At 64.2% G+C, this 18,182-nt stretch carries 19 protein-coding genes; 7 read left to right on the forward strand and 12 right to left on the reverse strand.

Translation table 11 applies throughout. The features are described from left to right. Window positions 1–9: 9 nt before the first annotated feature. Genes QA642_RS26085 through QA642_RS26100 form a run of 4 tightly spaced genes read right to left on the reverse strand, consistent with a single transcriptional unit; the run spans window position 10 to window position 3,610 of the window. Window positions 10–492, reverse strand: a complete 483-nt coding sequence (locus QA642_RS26085; RefSeq protein ID WP_283079400.1) for a tripartite tricarboxylate transporter TctB family protein — start codon at window positions 490–492, stop codon at window positions 10–12. A 17-nt stretch (window positions 493–509) separates the two neighbouring features. Further along, complete coding sequence (locus QA642_RS26090; protein ID WP_283079401.1) at window positions 510–1,502, reverse strand: tripartite tricarboxylate transporter substrate-binding protein; 993 nt, start codon at window positions 1,500–1,502, stop codon at window positions 510–512. Between the two features lie 51 nt (window positions 1,503–1,553). Next, window positions 1,554–2,807 carry a CoA transferase gene (locus tag QA642_RS26095; RefSeq protein ID WP_283079402.1) on the reverse strand — a complete coding sequence of 418 codons (1,254 nt, stop codon included), beginning with the start codon at window positions 2,805–2,807 and terminating at the stop codon, window positions 1,554–1,556. Window positions 2,808–2,815: 8 nt separating this feature from the next. Continuing rightward, window positions 2,816–3,610 (reverse strand): enoyl-CoA hydratase/isomerase family protein, encoded by a 795-nt coding sequence (locus QA642_RS26100; protein WP_283079403.1) that lies wholly within the window; start codon window positions 3,608–3,610, stop codon window positions 2,816–2,818. Window positions 3,611–3,728: 118 nt separating this feature from the next. Here QA642_RS26100 and QA642_RS26105 point away from each other — a divergent pair, with 118 nt between their 5' ends. Further along, on the forward strand, window positions 3,729–4,394 hold the full coding sequence (locus QA642_RS26105) for a GntR family transcriptional regulator (RefSeq protein ID WP_283079404.1): 666 nt from the start codon (window positions 3,729–3,731) through the stop codon (window positions 4,392–4,394). A 12-nt stretch (window positions 4,395–4,406) separates the two neighbouring features. Here QA642_RS26105 and QA642_RS26110 read toward each other — a convergent pair whose 3' ends face one another. After that, the gene (locus tag QA642_RS26110; protein ID WP_283079405.1) at window positions 4,407–5,165 is read right to left on the reverse strand and encodes a sulfite exporter TauE/SafE family protein; all 759 of its coding nucleotides are present in this window, start codon (window positions 5,163–5,165) and stop codon (window positions 4,407–4,409) included. 646 nt (window positions 5,166–5,811) lie between these two features. Between QA642_RS26110 and QA642_RS26115 the strand changes: the two genes are divergently transcribed. The 3 genes from QA642_RS26115 (at window position 5,812) to QA642_RS26125 (ending at window position 7,871) form a co-directional block, all read left to right on the forward strand. Beyond that, window positions 5,812–6,555 carry an SDR family oxidoreductase gene (locus tag QA642_RS26115; RefSeq protein ID WP_283079406.1) on the forward strand — a complete coding sequence of 248 codons (744 nt, stop codon included), beginning with the start codon at window positions 5,812–5,814 and terminating at the stop codon, window positions 6,553–6,555. Between the two features lie 46 nt (window positions 6,556–6,601). Next, window positions 6,602–7,018: a cupin domain-containing protein gene (locus tag QA642_RS26120; protein WP_283079407.1), complete on the forward strand. Its 417-nt coding sequence runs from the start codon at window positions 6,602–6,604 to the stop codon at window positions 7,016–7,018. Window positions 7,019–7,184: 166 nt separating this feature from the next. After that, entirely contained in the window at window positions 7,185–7,871 is a 687-nt protein-coding gene (locus QA642_RS26125) for an alpha/beta hydrolase (RefSeq protein WP_283079408.1), read from the forward strand. 129 nt (window positions 7,872–8,000) lie between these two features. Here QA642_RS26125 and QA642_RS26130 read toward each other — a convergent pair whose 3' ends face one another. Then, window positions 8,001–8,927, reverse strand: a complete 927-nt coding sequence (locus QA642_RS26130; protein WP_283079409.1) for a LysR family transcriptional regulator — start codon at window positions 8,925–8,927, stop codon at window positions 8,001–8,003. Window positions 8,928–9,015: 88 nt separating this feature from the next. Between QA642_RS26130 and QA642_RS26135 the strand changes: the two genes are divergently transcribed. Continuing rightward, on the forward strand, window positions 9,016–9,891 hold the full coding sequence (locus QA642_RS26135; protein ID WP_283079410.1) for an ABC transporter substrate-binding protein: 876 nt from the start codon (window positions 9,016–9,018) through the stop codon (window positions 9,889–9,891). A 101-nt stretch (window positions 9,892–9,992) separates the two neighbouring features. Here the strand turns inward: QA642_RS26135 and QA642_RS26140 are convergent, their stop codons facing one another. From QA642_RS26140 to QA642_RS26165, 6 genes are all read right to left on the reverse strand, one after another. Continuing rightward, window positions 9,993–10,544, reverse strand: coding sequence for a hypothetical protein (locus QA642_RS26140; RefSeq protein WP_283079411.1), 552 nt, complete (start codon window positions 10,542–10,544; stop codon window positions 9,993–9,995). Window positions 10,545–10,574: 30 nt separating this feature from the next. Further along, window positions 10,575–11,294 (reverse strand): haloacid dehalogenase type II, encoded by a 720-nt coding sequence (locus QA642_RS26145; RefSeq protein WP_283079412.1) that lies wholly within the window; start codon window positions 11,292–11,294, stop codon window positions 10,575–10,577. A 136-nt stretch (window positions 11,295–11,430) separates the two neighbouring features. Next, complete coding sequence (gene glpX / locus QA642_RS26150) at window positions 11,431–12,432, reverse strand: class II fructose-bisphosphatase (protein ID WP_283079413.1); 1,002 nt, start codon at window positions 12,430–12,432, stop codon at window positions 11,431–11,433. An 81-nt stretch (window positions 12,433–12,513) separates the two neighbouring features. Beyond that, a complete protein-coding gene (locus tag QA642_RS26155; protein WP_283079414.1) occupies window positions 12,514–13,830 on the reverse strand; it encodes a homoserine dehydrogenase in 1,317 nt (438 codons plus the stop codon). Between the two features lie 30 nt (window positions 13,831–13,860). Then, window positions 13,861–15,081, reverse strand: a complete 1,221-nt coding sequence (locus tag QA642_RS26160; protein WP_283079415.1) for an LL-diaminopimelate aminotransferase — start codon at window positions 15,079–15,081, stop codon at window positions 13,861–13,863. A 217-nt stretch (window positions 15,082–15,298) separates the two neighbouring features. Beyond that, window positions 15,299–15,574 (reverse strand): hypothetical protein, encoded by a 276-nt coding sequence (locus tag QA642_RS26165; protein ID WP_283079416.1) that lies wholly within the window; start codon window positions 15,572–15,574, stop codon window positions 15,299–15,301. Between the two features lie 254 nt (window positions 15,575–15,828). On the opposite strand from QA642_RS26165, the gene phaC reads away from it, so the two are divergent. After that, entirely contained in the window at window positions 15,829–17,637 is a 1,809-nt protein-coding gene (gene phaC, locus QA642_RS26170; RefSeq protein ID WP_283079417.1) for a class I poly(R)-hydroxyalkanoic acid synthase, read from the forward strand. 131 nt (window positions 17,638–17,768) lie between these two features. Continuing rightward, a complete protein-coding gene (locus QA642_RS26175) occupies window positions 17,769–18,167 on the forward strand; it encodes an MAPEG family protein (RefSeq protein ID WP_283079418.1) in 399 nt (132 codons plus the stop codon). Window positions 18,168–18,182: the final 15 nt, after the last annotated feature.

The following is an 18,182-nucleotide window of genomic DNA, read 5'->3' on the forward strand; positions in this document are numbered from 1 at the left end:
GCCTCTCCGTCAGAAGCCGAACGCGGCGGCAAGCGCGCCGTGCGGCAGGCTGACCTGGAACATGCGCTCGAATACGACGTAAAGGGCGAGCGCCGTGGCCGCCGCCATGGCGAGCGCGCGCGGCACGGACTGGTGTTTTGGGATCGCCAGCACGGCGAAGACGTAACCCGCCGAGGCGAGGTACATGCCGAGCAGCGGGATCGCGGCGACGAAGATCGCGGCCGGCACGAACAGGCCAGCGAGCCGGCGCAGCTCGATCGGCGTGATCGCGATCGGCACGTTTGCCAGCGACGCAGCCGGCAGCACGCCCCGCACCAGATTGTAGAGGCTTCCAGCGAGGATGATGATGCCGGTCAGGAACGGGAACGTGCCGGCGTCCACGCCTGAGCTCGACCAGCCGATGCCGTTGTCGAGGCTGGAGACGACGACGGCGACACCGAAGCTGCCGGTGAGAGCGGCGGTCGCAAGCTCAAGCGCGCGGCGCGAGATCATGGGCGGGACCTTCCGCTTTACTTCACCAGCCAGCCCTGCTCGCCGGCGACCTGTTTGACGTGCTCAAGGTCCTCCTTGATGAACTTGTCGAAATCGGCGCCGGTCAGGAACGTATCGACCTGCGAGGTCTTCTCGATGTAATCCTTCCATTCCGGCGTCGCCTGCACCTTCTTCATGAGGTCGACATAGTACGCGGCCTGGTCCGGCGTGATCTTGCCAGGCAGCCACACGGTGCGCGGCTGCTCATACTGCTTGATGTCGAGGCCCTGCTCGACGCAGGTCGGAACGTCGCTCCAGCCTTCGCTCGCGGTGACCTTCGGCCCCTGCGGCAGGCGCTTCGGGCTGAACACGCACAGCGGGCGCTGCGTGCCGCCGCGCCATTGTCCGACGCTTTCGCTGGGGTTGTTGACGTGGGAGTCGAGGTGTCCGCCGGCGAGCTGCACGGCGGTCTCGGCGCCGCTCTTGAAGGGGATGTAGGTCAGCTTGACCTTGCCGGCCTTCTCGATCATGCGCGTCAGCACCTCGTCGGTGTCTTTGGACTGGGCACCACCCATCTTGAATTCGCCTGACGCGGCCGCCTTGAGGTAGTCGCCCGCATTCTTGTAGGGTGCGTCCTGCTTGACCCAGAGCAGGAACTCGTCCTGCGCCATCGCCGCGATCGGGGTGAGATCGGTGTAGTTGAAGGCGACCTTGGAGACGAGCGGCTGCTGCCAGGCGTTCGAAGTGCCGAAGATCACCTTGTAGGGATCGCCGGCGGAGGCCTTGCCGTAGACATAGCCTTCGGCCCCGCTGCCGCCGCCCTTGTTGACGACGACGATGGGCTGCTCCGTCAGCTTGTACTTGGTGATGATGTTCTGCACCGCGCGGGCGAGATTGTCGGTGCCGCCGCCGGGGCCGGCGGTGGCGACGAACTCGATCGGCTTCTGCGGCTGCCAGGCGCTAAGCGCCGGCATAGTGCCGGCAAGGACGGCGGCGGCCGTAGACAGCAGAAGTGTTGACGTCCGACCCATGGTTTCCTCCAGATTCTTTTGTTTTGTTTGATCCGTCGTATCGACGTCCGGTCAGGCGACGCGTTCCTCGCGCCTCCCTGATGCCAAAACGATCGCGCCTTCTTTCTCGAGCGCTTCGATCTGCTTTGGGTCGAATCCGTATTCAGCCAGCACGTCGCGCGTATGCTCACCATAGACTGGCGCGCCTGACAGCACTTTGCCTGGGGTCTCCGAAAACTTCACGGGAAGACCGATCGTCTTGACGGGGCCCAGCGTGGAGTGCTCGACCTCGACCACCATCTCGCGCGCCAGCGTCTGCGGATCGCTCAGCGCCTCCAGCATGTCGTGCACGGGGCCGCACGGCACGCCCTTCTCGTCCAGCGCCGCCAGCCAATGCGCCCGCGATTTTGTGCGGAAGTGCTCGCTGAGGACCGCCTCGAGCTCCTTCAAATTCGCCATACGATCGGAACCGTTGACGAAGCGCGGATCGGCGGCGAGCTCGCTCGCGCCGAGCGCTTCCAGCATCAGCAGCCAGTGCTTCTTGTTGGCGCCACCGACCACGAGCCAGCCGTCGGAGGCTTCGAAGGCCTGATACGGCGCGTTGAGCGGATGGGCCGAGCCCATCGCGCGCGGCGCGGTGCCGGCGGCGAGCGCGATGGTCGACTGCCAATAGGTCTGCACCAGTGCCGCCTCGTAGAGCGAGGTCTCAACCCACTGCCCTTCGCCCGTCTTCAGGCGATGCGTATACGCGGCGAGGATACCCATGCTCGCGAGCAGGCCGGCGGTGATGTCGGAGAGCGGCGGGCCGCATTTGACGGGCGGTCCATCCGGGCGTTCGCCGGTAAAGCTCATGATGCCGCTCATCGCCTGCGCGACGAGGTCAAAGCCGCGCCGATGCTTGTAGGGACCGGTGCGGCCAAAACCCGATAGAGAGCAATAGATCAGCGAGGGATGCTGCCTGTGCAGATCCTCGTAGCCGAAGCCGAGGCGCTCCATCGCGCCGGGCGCAAAATTCTCGACCAGCACGTCGGCAGTTGCGATCAGCCGCCGCAGCACCGCTTTGCCGCCGTCGGTCTTGAGGTCCAGCACGATGCCGCGCTTGTTGCGGTTCATCATTAGGAAGGAGGCTGCCTCGTCGCCGATCTTCGGCGGCACCGAATGACGGGTGTCGTCGCCGTTCGGCGATTTCTCGATCTTGATGACGTCGGCGCCCATGTCGGCGAGCATCAGGGTGCAGGTCGGCCCCGCCATGACGTGGGTGAGATCGATGACCTTGAGGCCGGCGAGCGGCCCGGAACGGCGGGCGGTGGATTGCGAGCTTTGCATCGGGCGTCCTATTGGCCGCGCCATTGCGGCGCGCGCTTGTTGAGGAAAGCATCGAGCCCTTCGCGAAAGTCCTGGCTCGTGTAGCACATCAGGATGAGGTCTTCGCCCTCGTCCCGCGTCAGCCGCTTCTGCAGGCGGGCGACCGCCTGCTTGGTCGCAGTGAGCGTCAGCGGCGCGTGGCTGGCGAGCAGCCGGGCCAGCTCGTCGGCGCGCCTGTCGAGCGCTGCGATGTCATCGACGACCTCGCCGAGCAAGCCGACGCTCGCAGCCTCCGCGGCATCGACGAGACGCGCGGTGAAGATCAGATCCTTGACGCGGGCGGCGCCAATCAGCGCGGTGAGACGGCCGACATTGGACATCGACAGGCAATTGCCGAGCGTTCGGGCGATCGGAAATCCGATTCTGGTGCTTCTCGTCCCAATGCGCAGGTCGCAGGCGGCGGCAATGCCCGCGCCACCGCCGGTGCAGAACCCGTTGATCGCGGCGATGGTCGGCACGCGGCACTGCTCGAGCGTGGTGAGCACCCGGTCAATCCGGTTCTCGTAGTCGATCGCGTCCTGCGGCGTCCTGAATTCGCGGAACTGGTTGATGTCGGTGCCTGACGCAAAAGCCTTGTCGCCGGCGCCGCGCAGCACCAGCACCTTGATGGCACGATCGTCGTTGGCCTCCTCGCAGATCGCCGCAAGGCGCTCGTACATGGCGAAGGTGAAGGCATTGCGGGCCCGCGGACGGTTGAAGGTGATCCGCCCGATGCCGTCCTTGCATTCAAAAACGAGGTCGTTTGCCTCAACTGCCTGGTCCATTTCCCCATGTCCCCTTGTTTTTTACATTTTTGAATGCAAAATTTACGATTATCAAGCTGGAACTTCCAGATTTCGACGCATAATTGCATTTTTGCATTCAAACCGGAGAGCAGGTCCCATGCTGCATGAGGAGGTCGTCGGCAGCATCCGCGCCATCCTGCTCGATGGCGAGATCCCGCCGGGCGCGCGGATTCCCGAGCGCGAGCTGTGCGAGCGGCTCCAGATCTCGCGCACGCCGCTGCGCGAAGCGCTCAAGGTGCTCGCTGCCGAGGGGCTGGTGCAGCTGCTGCCGCATCGCGGCTCGCGCGCGGCAAAGCTGACCGACAAGGACATGCGCGACCTGTTCGAGGTCTGCCAGGGCCTGGAGGCGCTCGCCGGCGAGCTTGCCTGCGAGCGCATCAGCGAGGCCGGGATCGAGGAGATCGCCGCCGCGCATGAGGAGATGGTGCGGCATTATCGCGAGGGCGATCTGATCCAGTACTATCGCGGCAACCGGGCCATTCACGAGGCCATCGTCAACGCGGCGGAAAATCCCGCGCTTGCGGCGGTCTATGCCTCCGTGACCGCGCGCATCCGCCGCGCACGCTACGTCACGCCGATGACGCCGCAGCGCTGGGCGCTCGCGGTGAAGGAGCACGAAGCGATCCTGAACGCGTTGCAGCGGCGCGACGGCGCCGGGCTCTCCCACATCCTGCGTGCGCATCTGCGCCACAAGCGCGAGGAGGTGTTGGAGGCGGGCTTTGCCGAAACCGACACAAGCGAGCCCGCGCTGAAGATCGCGTGAGCCGCCTCCTCCTCAGGCGAGATAGCCGGAGACGCCGTCCCACAACAGCTTGAGCGCAGTGACCACGAGCAGACCGTAGCAAGCGCGAAAAATCTGCTGCTGATTGAGCTTTCCGTGCAGGCGCCAGCCGAGCCAGACACCGGCGGGAATGGCGAACAGGCTGATCGCCATCACGATCCAGACGTTGCCACTGGGGCGCACCAGCAGCAGCCACGGCACTGCCTTGGTGGCGTTGCCGACGGTGAAGAACAGGCTCGTTGTCCCCGCATAGACCTCCTTGCTGAGGCCGAGCGGCAGCAGATACATCGCCAGCGGCGGTCCGCCTGAATGCGCCACCATGGTGGTGACTCCAGAGGCAAGGCCGGCGGCGACCGCCTTCGGCTTCGAGCGCGGGCGGATGATCACCTTTGGATCGCTGAAGAACCACAGCCCGACGAAGACCAGGGTGACGAGCGCCATCACGATCGCGACGGCGCGATGGTCGAGCACGCGGAACAGGCCATAGCCGAGCCCGATTCCGACCAGCAGCCCCGGCAGCAGCAGCGCGAGATCCGGCTTCGACCAGGTCGAGGGCTTCCAGTAGCGCAGCGCGAACAGATCCATCGCGATGAACAAAGGCGCGAGCAGGCCGCCGGCGGTCACCGGGTCCATTACGAAGGACAACAAGGGAATGCCGACGATGGAGAAGCCGCCGCCGAACGCACCCTTCATGAAGCAGATCAGGAACACGCCCGCGAAGGCGATCAGGATGGTGGTGAACGTCAATTCCATATCGGCATCTCCGACCCGATCTGGCTTACCCCACCTCCGATTTCTCTATGAAGCCCGCCGGCGCGAGGCGTCCTCACTCCGGAAAAACAGGCCGGGCAGCGCCGAGGGCAAGCCAAACACCAATCCGAGGAATCCGAGAAACAGGTCGAGATAACTAACGGTCATTTTCGTGAGCTCCGTAGTCCCGGGCGAACCCGGTGCAATGCACTGATTGCTCTGACTATTAGCGGATACATATCTCAGTACAATAAGAACATTGTACTCGGTGCAATTCAGTCGGGGGCTTTGACTAAACGGCGACTCTTCCGAAGCGAAAGGGAAATGACGTTCCGGCTTTCGATCTCTGGACTCGAATGCTTGTTCGAGAACGCTTCTGCCGATGGTCCCGAGGTGGTTCGATGAAGACGGATCGTGGACATCGCCGCTCCCGGAATTCAGTTCGAGATCGCGTTCGGAAATGCGGATGATCAGACGATCGGCCGGTCCGGCTGAAAAACGGTCTGGAGCATTTTTGTGCAAGTCTGGCCCGTTCCAGGCAAGAGCTCCGGCCGCATCAGGCGTAAGGTAACCATCGCATCATTTGCTTGAGAGCGTCAGGCCAACTGACCTAATCCTCTCGCACGCACGAATGCCGAGGAGACATGCCATGAAGATCGTCGTGATCGGTGGGACCGGATTGATCGGATCCAAGCTCGTGGCGAAGCTCAAGCAGAAGGGCCATGAGGCCGTCGCGGCCTCGCCGAAATCGGGCGTGAACGCCGTCACCGGAGAAGGTCTCGCCGCAGTGCTGGCGGGCGCGGACGTCGTCGTTGATGTCGCCAATGCGCCGTCCTGGGAGCCTGCCGCCGTGCTCGAATTCTTCGAGCGATCGAGCAAGAACCTCGGAACGACAGAGGCCGCGGCGGGCGTCAAACATCACGTCGCGCTGTCGATCGTCGGCACCGATCGATCGCCCGACATCGCCTATTTCCGCGCCAAGCTCGCGCAGGAGAAGATCGTCAAGGCATCCCCGGTGCCCTACTCGATCGTCCGCGCCACCCAGTTCTTCGAATTCCTCGGCGCCATCGCAGAGACCGGCGCGGCTGACGGCCGGATCGTCGTGCCATCGGCGTCGTTTCAGCCGATCGCATCCGACGACGTGGCCGCTGCCCTCGCCGAGGTCGCAACGGGCCGGCCGCTGAACGGCACGATCGATATCGCGGGGCCCGAGAAGGCGCCCTTCAACGAGTTCGTTGCGCGCCGTCTGAAAGCGGCCGGCGACAGCCGTCCGGTGGTGGGAGATGCCAAGGCGCCGTATTACGGCTCGCCGATCGAGGACACCTCGCTGGTGCCGCTCGGCGAGGCGCGGCTTGGGAAGATACCGCTCGCAACCTGGCTCGCGACGGCTTGAGCATCCGCGATCCCGGCGTCACGGCAATCACAATGAAGGACATCCCATGCGCAGATGGCTGATCGCAGCCGCGGTTTATGCCGCGACTTTCATGGCGGCCCATGCAGCCGAGACGGCAGCGTCGCCGGCGAAGATCACGGTCGTTTTCGACCAGACGCTGCCCAACGTCCCGGGCAAGAGCATGAAGGGCGTGCTGGTCGAATATGGTCCCGGCGGCTCCTCGCCGGCCCACATGCACCCGCGCTCCGCGTTCATCTATGCCACGGTACTGGAAGGCGCGATCCGCAGCCAGGCCAATGACGGCCCCGCCAAGGTCTATCGCCAGGGCGAGAATTTTTCCGAACGGCCCGGCGACCGTCATGCCGTCAGCGCCAATGCCAGTGATAGCGAGCCCGCGAAGCTGCTCGCGGTGTTCGTGGTGGATACGGCCGACACGGAACTGGTGATGCCGATCGCGAAGTAGAGCGCGGCCGAGGGCCGGCACGCCTGCTCGGCCCGCAATTTCGCATTCGCCCGATTATCCTTAGCCCCCTCTGTCAGCTGAATTGATGGCGCGTTAGCGTGAAGCTCCCCTGCTCCACGCGTCACGCGCACATGCGCTCGCCCTCAAGCAGCCAACGGAGATCATCATGACCAAACCCGGCATCGTCTTCGCACACGGCCTCTGGGCTGACGGATCGTGCTTCGGCAAGCTGATCCCGACATTGCAGGCCGAAGGTCATGAGGTCATGGCGAGCCAGCACGGCCTCGATTCACTCGCGACCGACGTCGCCGCGGTGACGGCATGTCTTGGCCGCGTTGCCGAACCAGTCGTCCTCGTCGGCCACTCCTATGGCGGCACGCTGATCACGCACGCCGGAACCGATCCGCGGGTGGCTGCGCTGGTCTACATCGCGGCGCTCGCACCCGATGCCGACGAAACCTCGCAGAGCCAGCTTGCAAAATTTCCGACGACTGAAGTGTTTAGCCATCTCGATGCGCCGCAGGGGCGCATCTGGCTCAAGCCAAGCGGCGTCAAGCATTTTGCCGGAGACCTGCCCGAGGCCGAGCAGAAGCTGGTGTACGCGACGCAGGGCGCGCCGGTGGCAGACCTCTTCAACCAGAAGGTCGACGGCACGGCGTGGAAATCCAAGCCAAGCTGGTATGTGCTCGCGACCCAGGACCAGACGGTTCACCCGGAGCTGCAGCGCTCCGTCTCGAAGCGCATGAACGCCACCGTCACCGAAGTCACCTCGTCCCACGTCCCCATGCTGTCGAAGCCGGATGTCGTCCTGGACGTGATCCGCAAGGCCGTGAGCGCGGTCTCCAAAAGCTGATGTCAAAAGCTGATATCGGCGCATCTGGCTCGCTATCGACTCCAGACGGGGCATGCGCCGTCCGCGGTTTGGCAGCGTGACACCGGCGCGATCCTGAACCGCGACTGCATCGGCCTCTCTTCTCTCCCGTCAGGCGCGACCACCGAACAGGTCGAGCGTGATCGACCGTAGCCAGCGGTGGGCGGGATCGCGATGGTAGCGCTCGTGCCAATATTGCGCGATCTCGATCCGCGGTAGCGCAATCGGCGTCCTGAACACGGTCATTCCGAGCGGCTCGGCGACGATGGCGGCGAGGTTGGCCGGCAAGGTCGCGACCCCATCGGTCTGCGAGGCCACGATCGCGCCCGCGATGAAGCTCGGCACCTGCAACAGGATATTCGTGTGCGCGATCGCGCGCGTCAGCACGCGCTGCGTCTCGAGATGGGCGGCATGCCCGGTCTCGGACGCCGTGATCACGATATGCTTCTCGTCGAGAAATCCCCGCCGCGTGCGCGCCTCTGCCGGCCTTGGATGGCCTCGCCTCACGACGCTTGCGTAGCCGTCCGAATAGAGCCGCTGCGAGCGAAGATGCCCCGCCGCGCGCGGCAAGGCGCCGAGTGCAAGGTCAGCCTCCCCCGCCTCCAGCTTGAGCGCGAAGTGCCGGGAATCGAGCGGCATTGCGCGGAGCTGAACCCGCGGTGCGAGTTCGGAGAGGCGCGCGACCAAAGGCGGCAGGAACCGTACCATGCCGACGTCGGTCAAAAGCAGGCTGAAAGTCTTCTCGGATTTCCCGGGATCGAACGGCAGCCGCTCCTGCCATAACCGGTCGGCCATCTCGAGCAGGGCGCGGACCTGGGCGGCCATCTCGACGGCGCGTGTCGTCGGCTGCACGCCGCTGCCACGTCGCACGAACAGCGGATCGTCGAAGCGCAGCCGTAATCTCGCCAGGAGCTTGCTGATCGCCGGCTGCGTGGTCTCGAGGCTCACGGCCGCGCGCGTGATGCTGCCCTCGCGGATCAATGCATCGAGCACGCGCAAGTCGCGGAAGTCGATCCCGGAAGATTCCATTTTTGACATATGAAACATTCCCTCGTGGCCATGGATCGAGCTTCGCCGTTTGCTATCCTGCAGTCAATCGGACGGCCGCGCGAACATGGAGGACGCCATGACCAAATTCGTGATCGAGTCACATTTTCGCCTGCAGGAATGGGTCGCCGAGGAGAAAGGCTATTTTCGCGACGAAGGGCTCGACTACGAATTTCGCGAGCTGATCCGCTCGACCGAGGGCCAGCACCACAACAAGGTCAATGAAGGCGCCTTCCAGAGCATCGAGAAGGGGCGCAAGGCCGACGTCAGCTGCGCCTGCCACTGGACCGTCAATGTCGCGGCCTCGAACGGCCACGCCAAGCTCTACGCCGACGTCTACTCGGTCGCGCCTTCGGGAATCTTCGTTCCGGCCGATTCAAGGATCCGCACACCATCGGATCTCGCCGGCGTGCCGATCTCGGTCGGCTTCCAGTCAGGCAGCCATTATTCGACGATCCAGGCGCTCGAACCGTATCTCGCGCCCGGCGAGATCAATCTGACCTTCGAGGATGGCATGCTATTCCGCCGCATGGAGCTGTTGTTCGAGGGCAAGAGCGAGGCGGCCGCGCTGTTCAACGGCCCCTATTATTTCGCCGAGCAGCTCGGCTATCGCAAGATCATCGACACGACGTTCATGATCGCTTCCATGATCAACGGCGATCCGGCGCCCGACGACATCAAGCGCTATTTCCGCGCCCTGAAGAAGGCCCAGCGCGACATCGACCTTCGTCCGGAACTCTACACCCGCTACTACAAGAACGAATTTCCGGAGCGCTTTCACGCAGCCATGGATACCAGACGCTGGGGGCCGGGCGAGCGGATCGTGTTCGAACCCTATTCGCGCGAGATCTACGAGCAGTCGTTCGACTGGATTGCGAAGCACGGCATCTTCAAGGACGGCACGATGGGCGATGGCGCTTACGACAAGGCCACGGTCGCGTTCGGGAGGATTTGAGAGCGGGCGCCGGAGTGCCTCAGGCGAGATCGCCGGACAGCGTTGTCACGACCAGCGGCCGCACGTGAGTGCTCGTCGCTCGGCGAGGATGATCGCGCTGTTCATTGCCGATCGCCAAGGAAGCGCGCGATCGGCCGCAGGGCGTCAATGGCTGGAACGGTCTCGCAAGCCTGGAGGGCCGGGCACCATGGATAGGGCAAAGCCGCCAGCCACCGCATGATGGGCTCGGAGTCCTCGGACGGAAGCACGCACATCACCTCGATGTCGATCGCGAGCCTCTTCACGCGCCCGTCGTCGGAGGCAAATTGCCAGTCATAATGTCCGCATCCGACGCGGACGGCGCCGCCCTCCTTCGCCGACATCCCGACCAGCCAGTCGCAACGGAACTGCGGCAGAAAACCCGCATCGGGACGGGAGAGGCAGAATGTGCGCACATTCTCGTACTGGTCACTGAAGCCGGTGACCAGTACCTGGGTGATTTGCGCGAGCCCCTTGGCCGAACTCGGAAATGAGATGGCGTCGGTCTTGACTGCCATTTCGAGCTCGCAGTCGTCCACGAAAGCGCGCGTCATCAATTCAGGACGGTTGCCGTCCTTCGCCACGATATACGTGCTGATCGCATCGGCAGCGTCGATGGCCGTAACTCGGCTCATTTGGTCGCCCTCAACACGCTCAGGCCGCCTCTAGCACCCCAGCCTATCGGCGATCCCGCCAAAATCCTTCGCGACGATGTCCCACTTGCCGGTGGCTTCGAAATCGACCTTTTGAAGCGGGCCATACTCGGTCGGCCGCGCCACGAAGGCGGTCTTCAAGCCGCGCTTCTGCGCAGCCGCGAGATCGCCGTTGTGAGCGGCGACCATCATCACCTCCTCCGGCTTGAGGCAGAGCAGCTTTGCAGCGCCGAGATAGGTCTCGGGATCTGGCTTGTAGTGCTCGAACAGCTCGGCCGACATGATGAGGTCCCACGGCAGACCGGCGTACTTCGCCATGTTGGTGAGCAGCGCGACGTTGCCGTTCGACAACGGCGAGATCACGAACTTGGTCTTGAGACGGGTCAGGCCGGCGACGCTGTCGGGCCAGGGATTGAGGCGGTGCCAGCCCTTGGTGAGATAGTCGAGATCGGCGTCGGTGAGACCCTTGATCGAGAACTGCTCGACCAGCTTTTCCAGCGAACGGCGATGCAGATCATCGAGCATGACATAGCCGCGCTCGGGATGTTTGCGCACGTCGTCCATCGACGCCATGTACATGCCGCGCCAGCCGTCGACCAGAGCGGTCCAGTCGGCGCTGATGCCGCGGCCCTTCGCCCACCACATGAAATCGGTGATGAGGCTGGTGCGCCAGTCCACGACCGTGCCGAACACGTCGAAGACCAGGGCTTTGACGGCGGTGAGATCGGACATGTGCGCTTCCTCCACATTCGTCATTCCGGGATGGCCCGCAGGGCCAGGCCCGGAATCCATAACCCCGACTTGTGGTTATGGATTCCGGGCTCTCGCTTCGCGAGCTCCGGAATGACGGCAGTTGTTACTGCATTGCTTAGTCCAAATGGAACTTCGCGAGCTCGCGGTGCTCGGCCTTGATGTAGCGCACGGTGCCGGTGACGGAGCGCATCACCACCGTCTCGGTCTCAATCACGCCGTCCTTGCGGAACTTGACGCCCGAGAGCAGCGAGCCCGTGGTGACGCCGGTGGCGGCGAACAGGCAGTCGCCGCGCGCCATGTCCTCGATGCCGTAGATCATCTTGGGATCGTTGACGCCCATCTTGGCGGCGCGCTCGCGCTTCTCGTCGGAATCAAGGATCAGGCGGCACTGCATCTGGCCGCCGATGCAGCGCAGCGCCACGGCCGCGAGCACGCCTTCCGGCGCACCGCCGGTGCCGAGATACATGTCGACGCCGGTGTTATCGGGGTCGGCGCAGTGGATCACGCCGGCGACGTCGCCGTCGGTGATCAGGCGCACGGCAGCGCCGGTCGAACGCACGCTCGAGATGATGTCGGCATGGCGCGGACGGTCGAGCACGAGAACGGTGATGCCTTCCGGCTTGACGCCCTTGGCCTTGGCGAGACGGAGCACATTGTCGGCAGGGCTCGCATCGAGATCGACGACGCCCTTGTCGTAGCCCGGACCGATCGCGAGCTTCTGCATGTAGACGTCGGGGGCGTGCAGCAGTGTGCCACCGTCGGCCATTGCCATGGTGGCGATCGAGCCCGGCATGTTCTTGGCGCACAGCGTGGTGCCTTCGAGCGGATCGACCGCGATATCGACTTCGGGGCCGGCCTTGAGGCCGACCTGCTCGCCGATGTAGAGCATCGGCGCCTCGTCGCGCTCACCCTCGCCGATCACGATGGTGCCCTGGATCGGCAGCTTGTTGAGCTCGCGCCGCATCGCGTCCACCGCGGCCTGGTCGGCCGCCTTTTCGTTGCCGTGGCCACGCAACCGGGCCGACGACACCGCCGCCCGCTCCGTCACGCGCACGATCTCCAGCGTAAGAATGCGCTCGAGCAATGCGTGCGGAGGGACTTCAATATGGGTCGACATCGGCTAACTCCTTCGAAACAGTTTTGGACAGAGATCTCTGTCCGCATCAACTCGTAACACCCACAGTTCGTTCGAACGGTGTCAGTTCTTCTCAATCCTGATGACCTGCGGCCGTCCGCTGATCACCTTGTCCTTCTGCACGGCGGCGAGCGCGCGGCGCACCGCGTCCTCATGCGTGGCATAGGTGATCAGGATGACGGGCACGGGGACCGCCTTGCCGTCGCTCGGCGCAGCGCCGCCATTGGGATGGCGCTGCACGATCGACTCGATCGAAATCTTCTGCTCTGCGAGCCGGGTCGCGATCGCAGCCGCAGTCCCCGGGAAATCGCGCGCGAGAAGGCGGATGTAATAGCCGCCCTCGTGGCGCTCCATCGGCGCCTTCTTGGTGTCGTGGAGCTGCGCGATCGGCCGGCCGAACGGATTGGCGCGGATGCCGCGCGCGACATCGGCGATGTCGGCGACCACGGCGGATGCGGTGGCCGCGCCGCCAGCACCCGGGCCGACCAGCGTGATCGGGGGAATGCCCTCGCCATCGATCGTGACCGCATTGGTGACACCCATCACCTGCGCGATCGAGGAGGACTTTGGAACCATGGTCGGATGCACGCGCTGCTCGATGCCCTTGGCAGTGCGAACCGCAACGCCGAGCAGCTTGACGCGGTAGCCGAGATCAGCGGCGGCGCGAAGATCTTCCGGCGCGATGGAGGAGATGCCTTCGACATACACCGCGCTTTGAGCAACTTTCGTGCCGAAAGCGAGGCTGGCGAGAATGGCGAGCTTCTGCGCGGTATCATGGCCGTCGACGTCGAAGGACGGATCGGCCTCGGCATAGCCGAGCCGCTGCGCGTCCTTCAGGCACTCGGCGAAGGACAGGCCTTCCTGCTCCATCCGGGTCAGGATGTAATTGCAGGTGCCGTTGAGGATGCCGTAGACGCGGTTGATGCCGGTTCCGGCAAGACCTTCGCGCAGCGTCTTGATGACAGGGATCGCAGCGCCGACCGCTGCCTCGAAATTCAGCGCACCGCCGTGCGTTTCAGCGGCTTTCGCCAGCTTGATGCCGTGCTTGGCGAGCAGCGCCTTGTTGGCGGTGACGACCGACTTGCCGGCACTCAGCGCGGCCTCGACCGCGGACAGCGCGGGATCGCCGGCGCCGCCCATCAGCTCGACGAAGCAGTCGACCTCGGGATGGGTGGCGAGCGCCATCGGATCCTTGGCCCATTCGACGCCGCGCAGATCGACGCCGCGCTTCTTCGCCTTCGAGCGCGCGGTGACGGCGACGACGCGAATGCCGCGGCCGCTGCGGCCCGTGAGCACGCGCGCTTGCGTTTCAATCAAACGGACAACTTCGGCGCCCACGGTGCCGAGCCCCGCTATGCCCACTTTCAGGGGTGCAACCATGATATCTTAGAAAACCTGCGGAAGAGAAGCTTAGCGCCGATTGGCGAGCGGAACCACGTTGTGCAACGTTTCGATGCCGCTTTCAAGGAAGCGGCGCACGCCGCGCGCGGCCTGCCTGATCCGTTGCTCGTTTTCCACCATGGCGATGCGGACATATCCTTCGCCATGCTCGCCGAAGCCGACGCCGGGCGAGACCGCGACGCCACTTTTCTCCACCATCAGGGTCGCGAACTGCATGCTGCCGACGCTGCGGAAGGCCTCCGGCAGCGGCACCCAGGCGAACATCGAGGCCTCCGGCGGCGGGATCTCCCAGCCGGCGCGGCCGAACGATTCCACCAGCGCATCGCGGCGCTTGCGGTAGGTGTCGCGCATCTCCTTGATGCAATCGTCAGGGCCGTTCAGCGCGGCGGTCGCGGCGACCTGCACCGGCGTGAAGGCGCCGTAGTCGAGGTAGGATTTGACGCGGGCGAGCGCCGCAATCACGCGGTCGTTGCCGACCGCAAAGCCCATGCGCCAGCCGGCCATGGAATAGGTCTTCGACATCGAGGTGAACTCGACGGTGACGTCGATCGCGCCGGGCACCTGGAGCACCGAGGGCGGCGGGTTGCTCTCGTCGAAATAGACCTCGGCATAAGCGAGGTCGGACAGGATCAGGATCTCGTGCTTCTTCGCGAAGGCGACGAGGTCCTTGTAGAAGTCGAGGCTCGCGACATAGGCGGTCGGGTTCGACGGATAGCAGACGACGAGCGCCAGCGGCTTCGGGATCGAATGCACGATCGCCCGCTCCACCGCCTCGAAGAATTGCGGCGTCGGCTCCGAGGGCACCGAGCGGATCACGCCGCCCGCCATCAAAAAGCCGAAGGCGTGAATCGGATAGCTCGGGTTCGGACAGAGGATGACGTCGCCCGGCGCGGTGATCGCCTGGGCCACGTTGGCAAAGCCCTCCTTCGAGCCGAGCGTCGCCACGATCTGCGTGTCGGGGTTGAGCTTCACGCCGAAGCGGCGGGCGTAATAGGCGGCCTGGGCCCGGCGCAGGCCGGGGATGCCGCGCGAGGCCGAGTAGCGGTCGGTGCGCGGCTTGCCGAGGGTCTCCTTGAGCTTCTCCAGCACATGGGGCGGTGCCGGCAGGTCCGGATTGCCCATGCCGAGGTCGATGATGTCGGCGCCGGCATTCCGCGCGGCCGCCTTGGCCCGGTTGACCTGCTCGAACACGTAAGGCGGAAGGCGGCGGATGCGGTAAAATTCTTCCATGGCTCTCTGGGCTCCAGGCAACCGGTCAGGACAGAATCGACGGGCCATGACGGCCGCCTTCGAAAGGCGCCCCGCCCCTCTCGCGCAAATCGCTCAAAATCAAATACTTAGAGCAATTTTCGACGACGGTGGCTGAAGTCGTTCGCCCTGACTCTCGGCTGAACTGAGGTCTTTTAGCACGGCACGACGGGGGCGCCAGCGATTACCTTGCGCTGCGTTATTTCGCATCTTTGGCGGCAATGGCCTGGCGTTCGCGGGCGGCGGCGAGCTCGGCCTCGATCTTGGCGCGCTGCTCCGGCGGGATGACCGCCTGGTCGCGATCCGGCGGCAGGTCGTGCACCGGCAGATAGGTGCCGGGCTCCTTGGGATGCGCCTGCGCATCCGCAGGCGTGAGATCGGCAAGCTGGCTCGAGCAGCCGCCAAGCACAAACACCGCGCCCAGAAGCGCGCCGCCGATCAGCAGCGATTTTTGCAGGTCCCTCAACGCCAACACTTGGGAAATCCCCTACTCGTCCCAAAGCACGGCCCCGGGCAAACCTACCCGACACCGCGCCCAAGCTCAAACCATTGCTGCCCGAAATGGTGCGAGCGAGAAAACAGCCCGGAACTACCAAGACGAGCGGTGCGGCTCGATTGTGACGGAACCAAGAAAATTTGTCGCACCGCAACACATCTTCGAGAGGGTTTAACGCCAAACATGCGAGCTTCGCGGTGACGAATACGGAATGAATCGTTACTGTTCTGGCCATGAGTACCGCCACGACCGACACGCCCAAACCCGAGACCAAGTTCGATGCGGAGGCCTTCGCGATGAATGTCGCGCGGGCGATGGAGAGCGGCGGCAAGGCGCTCGCGGCCTACCTCAAGCCGCGCGAGAGCGGTGAGGTGCAGGATCGCCCGCCGGCCGAGCTGACGGAAGTGGTCAAGACCTTCACCTCGGTCGCGGAATACTGGCTGTCGGATACGTCGCGGTCCTCTGATCTCCAGACCAAGCTAGCCAAGGACTATCTCGATCTCTGGGGCTCGGCGGCGCGCCGCATGGCCGGCCAGGACACGGTGCCCGCAATCGCGCCCTCGCCGCGCGACAAGCGCTTCGCCGATCCGGAATGGAAGTCGAACCAGTTCTTCGATTTCATGATGCAGCTCTATTTGCTCACGAGCAAATGGGCACAGGAGCTGGTGCGCGATGCGGAAGGGCTCGATCCGCAGACCCGCCGCAAGGCGGAGTTCTACGTCCAGCAGGTCACCAACGCGATCTCGCCGTCGAATTTCGTGCTGACCAATCCGGAAGTGCTGCGCGAGACGGTGGCGAGCAGCGGCGAAAATCTCGCGCGCGGCCTGAAGATGCTGGCCGAGGACATCGCGGCCGGCAAGGGCATGCTGAAAATCCGCCAGTCCAACCCGGATAACCTCGTCGTCGGCGTCAACATGGCGACGACGCCGGGCAAGGTGATCTACCAGAACGAGATGATGCAGCTGATCCAGTATTCGCCGACCACGGAGAAGGTGCTGCGCACCCCGCTCCTGATCGTGCCGCCCTGGATCAACAAGTTCTACATCCTCGATCTCAAGCCGGAGAAATCCTACATCAAGTGGTGCGTCGACCAGGGCATCACCGTGTTCGTGATCTCATGGGTCAATCCCGACAAGCGGCTCGGCAAAAAGAGCTGGGAAGACTACATGAAGGAAGGCCCGCTCACGGCGATGGACGTGATCGAGAAGGTCACCGGCGAGATGAAGGTGCACACCGCCGGCTATTGCGTCGGCGGTACCATGCTCGCAACCACCCTCGCCTGGCTCGCCGAGAAGCGCCGCCAGCGGGTCTCGTCGGCGACGTTCTTTGCCGCGCAAGTCGACTTCACCCACGCCGGCGACCTCCTCGTCTTCGTCGACGAGGAGCAGATCGCAGCCCTCGAGCACGACATGAAGGTATCAGGCGTGCTCGAAGGCTCGAAGATGGCGATGGCCTTCAACATGCTGCGCTCCAACGACCTGATCTGGTCCTACGTCGTCAGCAACTATCTGAAGGGCCAGCAGCCGAGCGCGTTCGACCTGTTGCACTGGAATTCCGACGCGACACGGATGACGCAGGCGAACCATTCCTACTACCTGCGCAATTGCTATCTGGAGAACCGGCTGTCGACCGGCACCATGGTGCTCGACAACACCCTGCTCGATCTCTCCAAGGTCAAGGTGCCCGTCTACAACCTCGCCACCCGCGAGGACCACATCGCACCGGCGGAATCGGTGCTGTACGGCTCGCAGTTCTTCGGCGGACCGGTGAAGTATGTACTGTCGGGCTCGGGACACATCGCCGGCGTCGTCAACCCGCCCGCCTCGAACAAGTACCAGTACTGGACCAACGACAACATCAAGGACATCACGGTCGCGGACTGGATGAAGGGCGCGGTCGAGCACAAGGGCTCGTGGTGGCCGGACTGGCGCGAATGGCTGGGCAGCCTCGATCCTGAGGAAGTGCCCGCGCGCAGCGTCGGCAGCGATGCCCTGCCGCCGATCGAGGACGCGCCCGGCAGCTATGTCAGGGTTCGCGCGTAGCGCAGGATCCGGAAAAGTGCGAAGCGGTTTTCCGGAGAGATCATGCGCAAACAAATACGAGGCGCATGGCGCAATCTTTCTCGTTTGTATAAGCTCGCCTCAAGCACAGCGACGACAGAGGGGACCGGGTTATGACGCGCGAATTGTTCTGGCTTACCTGTACGGTGATCCTGACCGGGATCCTCTGGATTCCCTACACCATCAACCGCTGCCAGGTTCGGGGGCTGAGCGGCGCCATGGCCAACCCCTCGCGCGGCGACAAGCCGCAAGCCGAATGGGCGAACCGCCTGATGTTCGCCCATGACAACGCGGTCGAGAACCTCGTGCTGTTCGCACCGCTGGTGCTGATCCTGAACGCGATCGACTATTCCACGAAATGGACCGTGCTCGCCTGCGCGGTCTATTTCTGGTCGCGCGTCGCGCATCTGATCGTCTATGCGCTCGGCATCCCGGTGTTCCGCACCCTCTTCTTCACCGTCGGCTTCCTGGCGCAGGCCGTGCTGGCGCTGGCGATCTTCAAGGTCTTCTGACCGGCGGACGCGCGG

Origin of the sequence: Bradyrhizobium sp. CB2312 (assembly GCF_029714425.1) — a bacterium.
Taxonomy (GTDB): Bacteria; Pseudomonadota; Alphaproteobacteria; order Rhizobiales; family Xanthobacteraceae; genus Bradyrhizobium.

Bases quoted from the DNA above. Each gene is read 5' to 3' on its own strand.
- QA642_RS26085 (WP_283079400.1), bottom strand. From the start codon at position 492: ATGATCTCGCGCCGCGCGCTTGAGCTTGCGACCGCCGCTCTCACCGGC.
- QA642_RS26090 (WP_283079401.1), bottom strand. From the start codon at position 1,502: ATGGGTCGGACGTCAACACTTCTGCTGTCTACGGCCGCCGCCGTCCTT.
- QA642_RS26095 (WP_283079402.1), bottom strand. From the start codon at position 2,807: ATGCAAAGCTCGCAATCCACCGCCCGCCGTTCCGGGCCGCTCGCCGGC.
- QA642_RS26100 (WP_283079403.1), bottom strand. From the start codon at position 3,610: ATGGACCAGGCAGTTGAGGCAAACGACCTCGTTTTTGAATGCAAGGAC.
- QA642_RS26105 (WP_283079404.1), top strand. From the start codon at position 3,729: ATGCTGCATGAGGAGGTCGTCGGCAGCATCCGCGCCATCCTGCTCGAT.
- QA642_RS26110 (WP_283079405.1), bottom strand. From the start codon at position 5,165: ATGGAATTGACGTTCACCACCATCCTGATCGCCTTCGCGGGCGTGTTC.
- QA642_RS26115 (WP_283079406.1), top strand. From the start codon at position 5,812: ATGAAGATCGTCGTGATCGGTGGGACCGGATTGATCGGATCCAAGCTC.
- QA642_RS26120 (WP_283079407.1), top strand. From the start codon at position 6,602: ATGCGCAGATGGCTGATCGCAGCCGCGGTTTATGCCGCGACTTTCATG.
- QA642_RS26125 (WP_283079408.1), top strand. From the start codon at position 7,185: ATGACCAAACCCGGCATCGTCTTCGCACACGGCCTCTGGGCTGACGGA.
- QA642_RS26130 (WP_283079409.1), bottom strand. From the start codon at position 8,927: ATGTCAAAAATGGAATCTTCCGGGATCGACTTCCGCGACTTGCGCGTG.
- QA642_RS26135 (WP_283079410.1), top strand. From the start codon at position 9,016: ATGACCAAATTCGTGATCGAGTCACATTTTCGCCTGCAGGAATGGGTC.
- QA642_RS26140 (WP_283079411.1), bottom strand. From the start codon at position 10,544: ATGAGCCGAGTTACGGCCATCGACGCTGCCGATGCGATCAGCACGTAT.
- QA642_RS26145 (WP_283079412.1), bottom strand. From the start codon at position 11,294: ATGTCCGATCTCACCGCCGTCAAAGCCCTGGTCTTCGACGTGTTCGGC.
- glpX (WP_283079413.1), bottom strand. From the start codon at position 12,432: ATGTCGACCCATATTGAAGTCCCTCCGCACGCATTGCTCGAGCGCATT.
- QA642_RS26155 (WP_283079414.1), bottom strand. From the start codon at position 13,830: ATGGTTGCACCCCTGAAAGTGGGCATAGCGGGGCTCGGCACCGTGGGC.
- QA642_RS26160 (WP_283079415.1), bottom strand. From the start codon at position 15,081: ATGGAAGAATTTTACCGCATCCGCCGCCTTCCGCCTTACGTGTTCGAG.
- phaC (WP_283079417.1), top strand. From the start codon at position 15,829: ATGAGTACCGCCACGACCGACACGCCCAAACCCGAGACCAAGTTCGAT.
- QA642_RS26175 (WP_283079418.1), top strand. From the start codon at position 17,769: ATGACGCGCGAATTGTTCTGGCTTACCTGTACGGTGATCCTGACCGGG.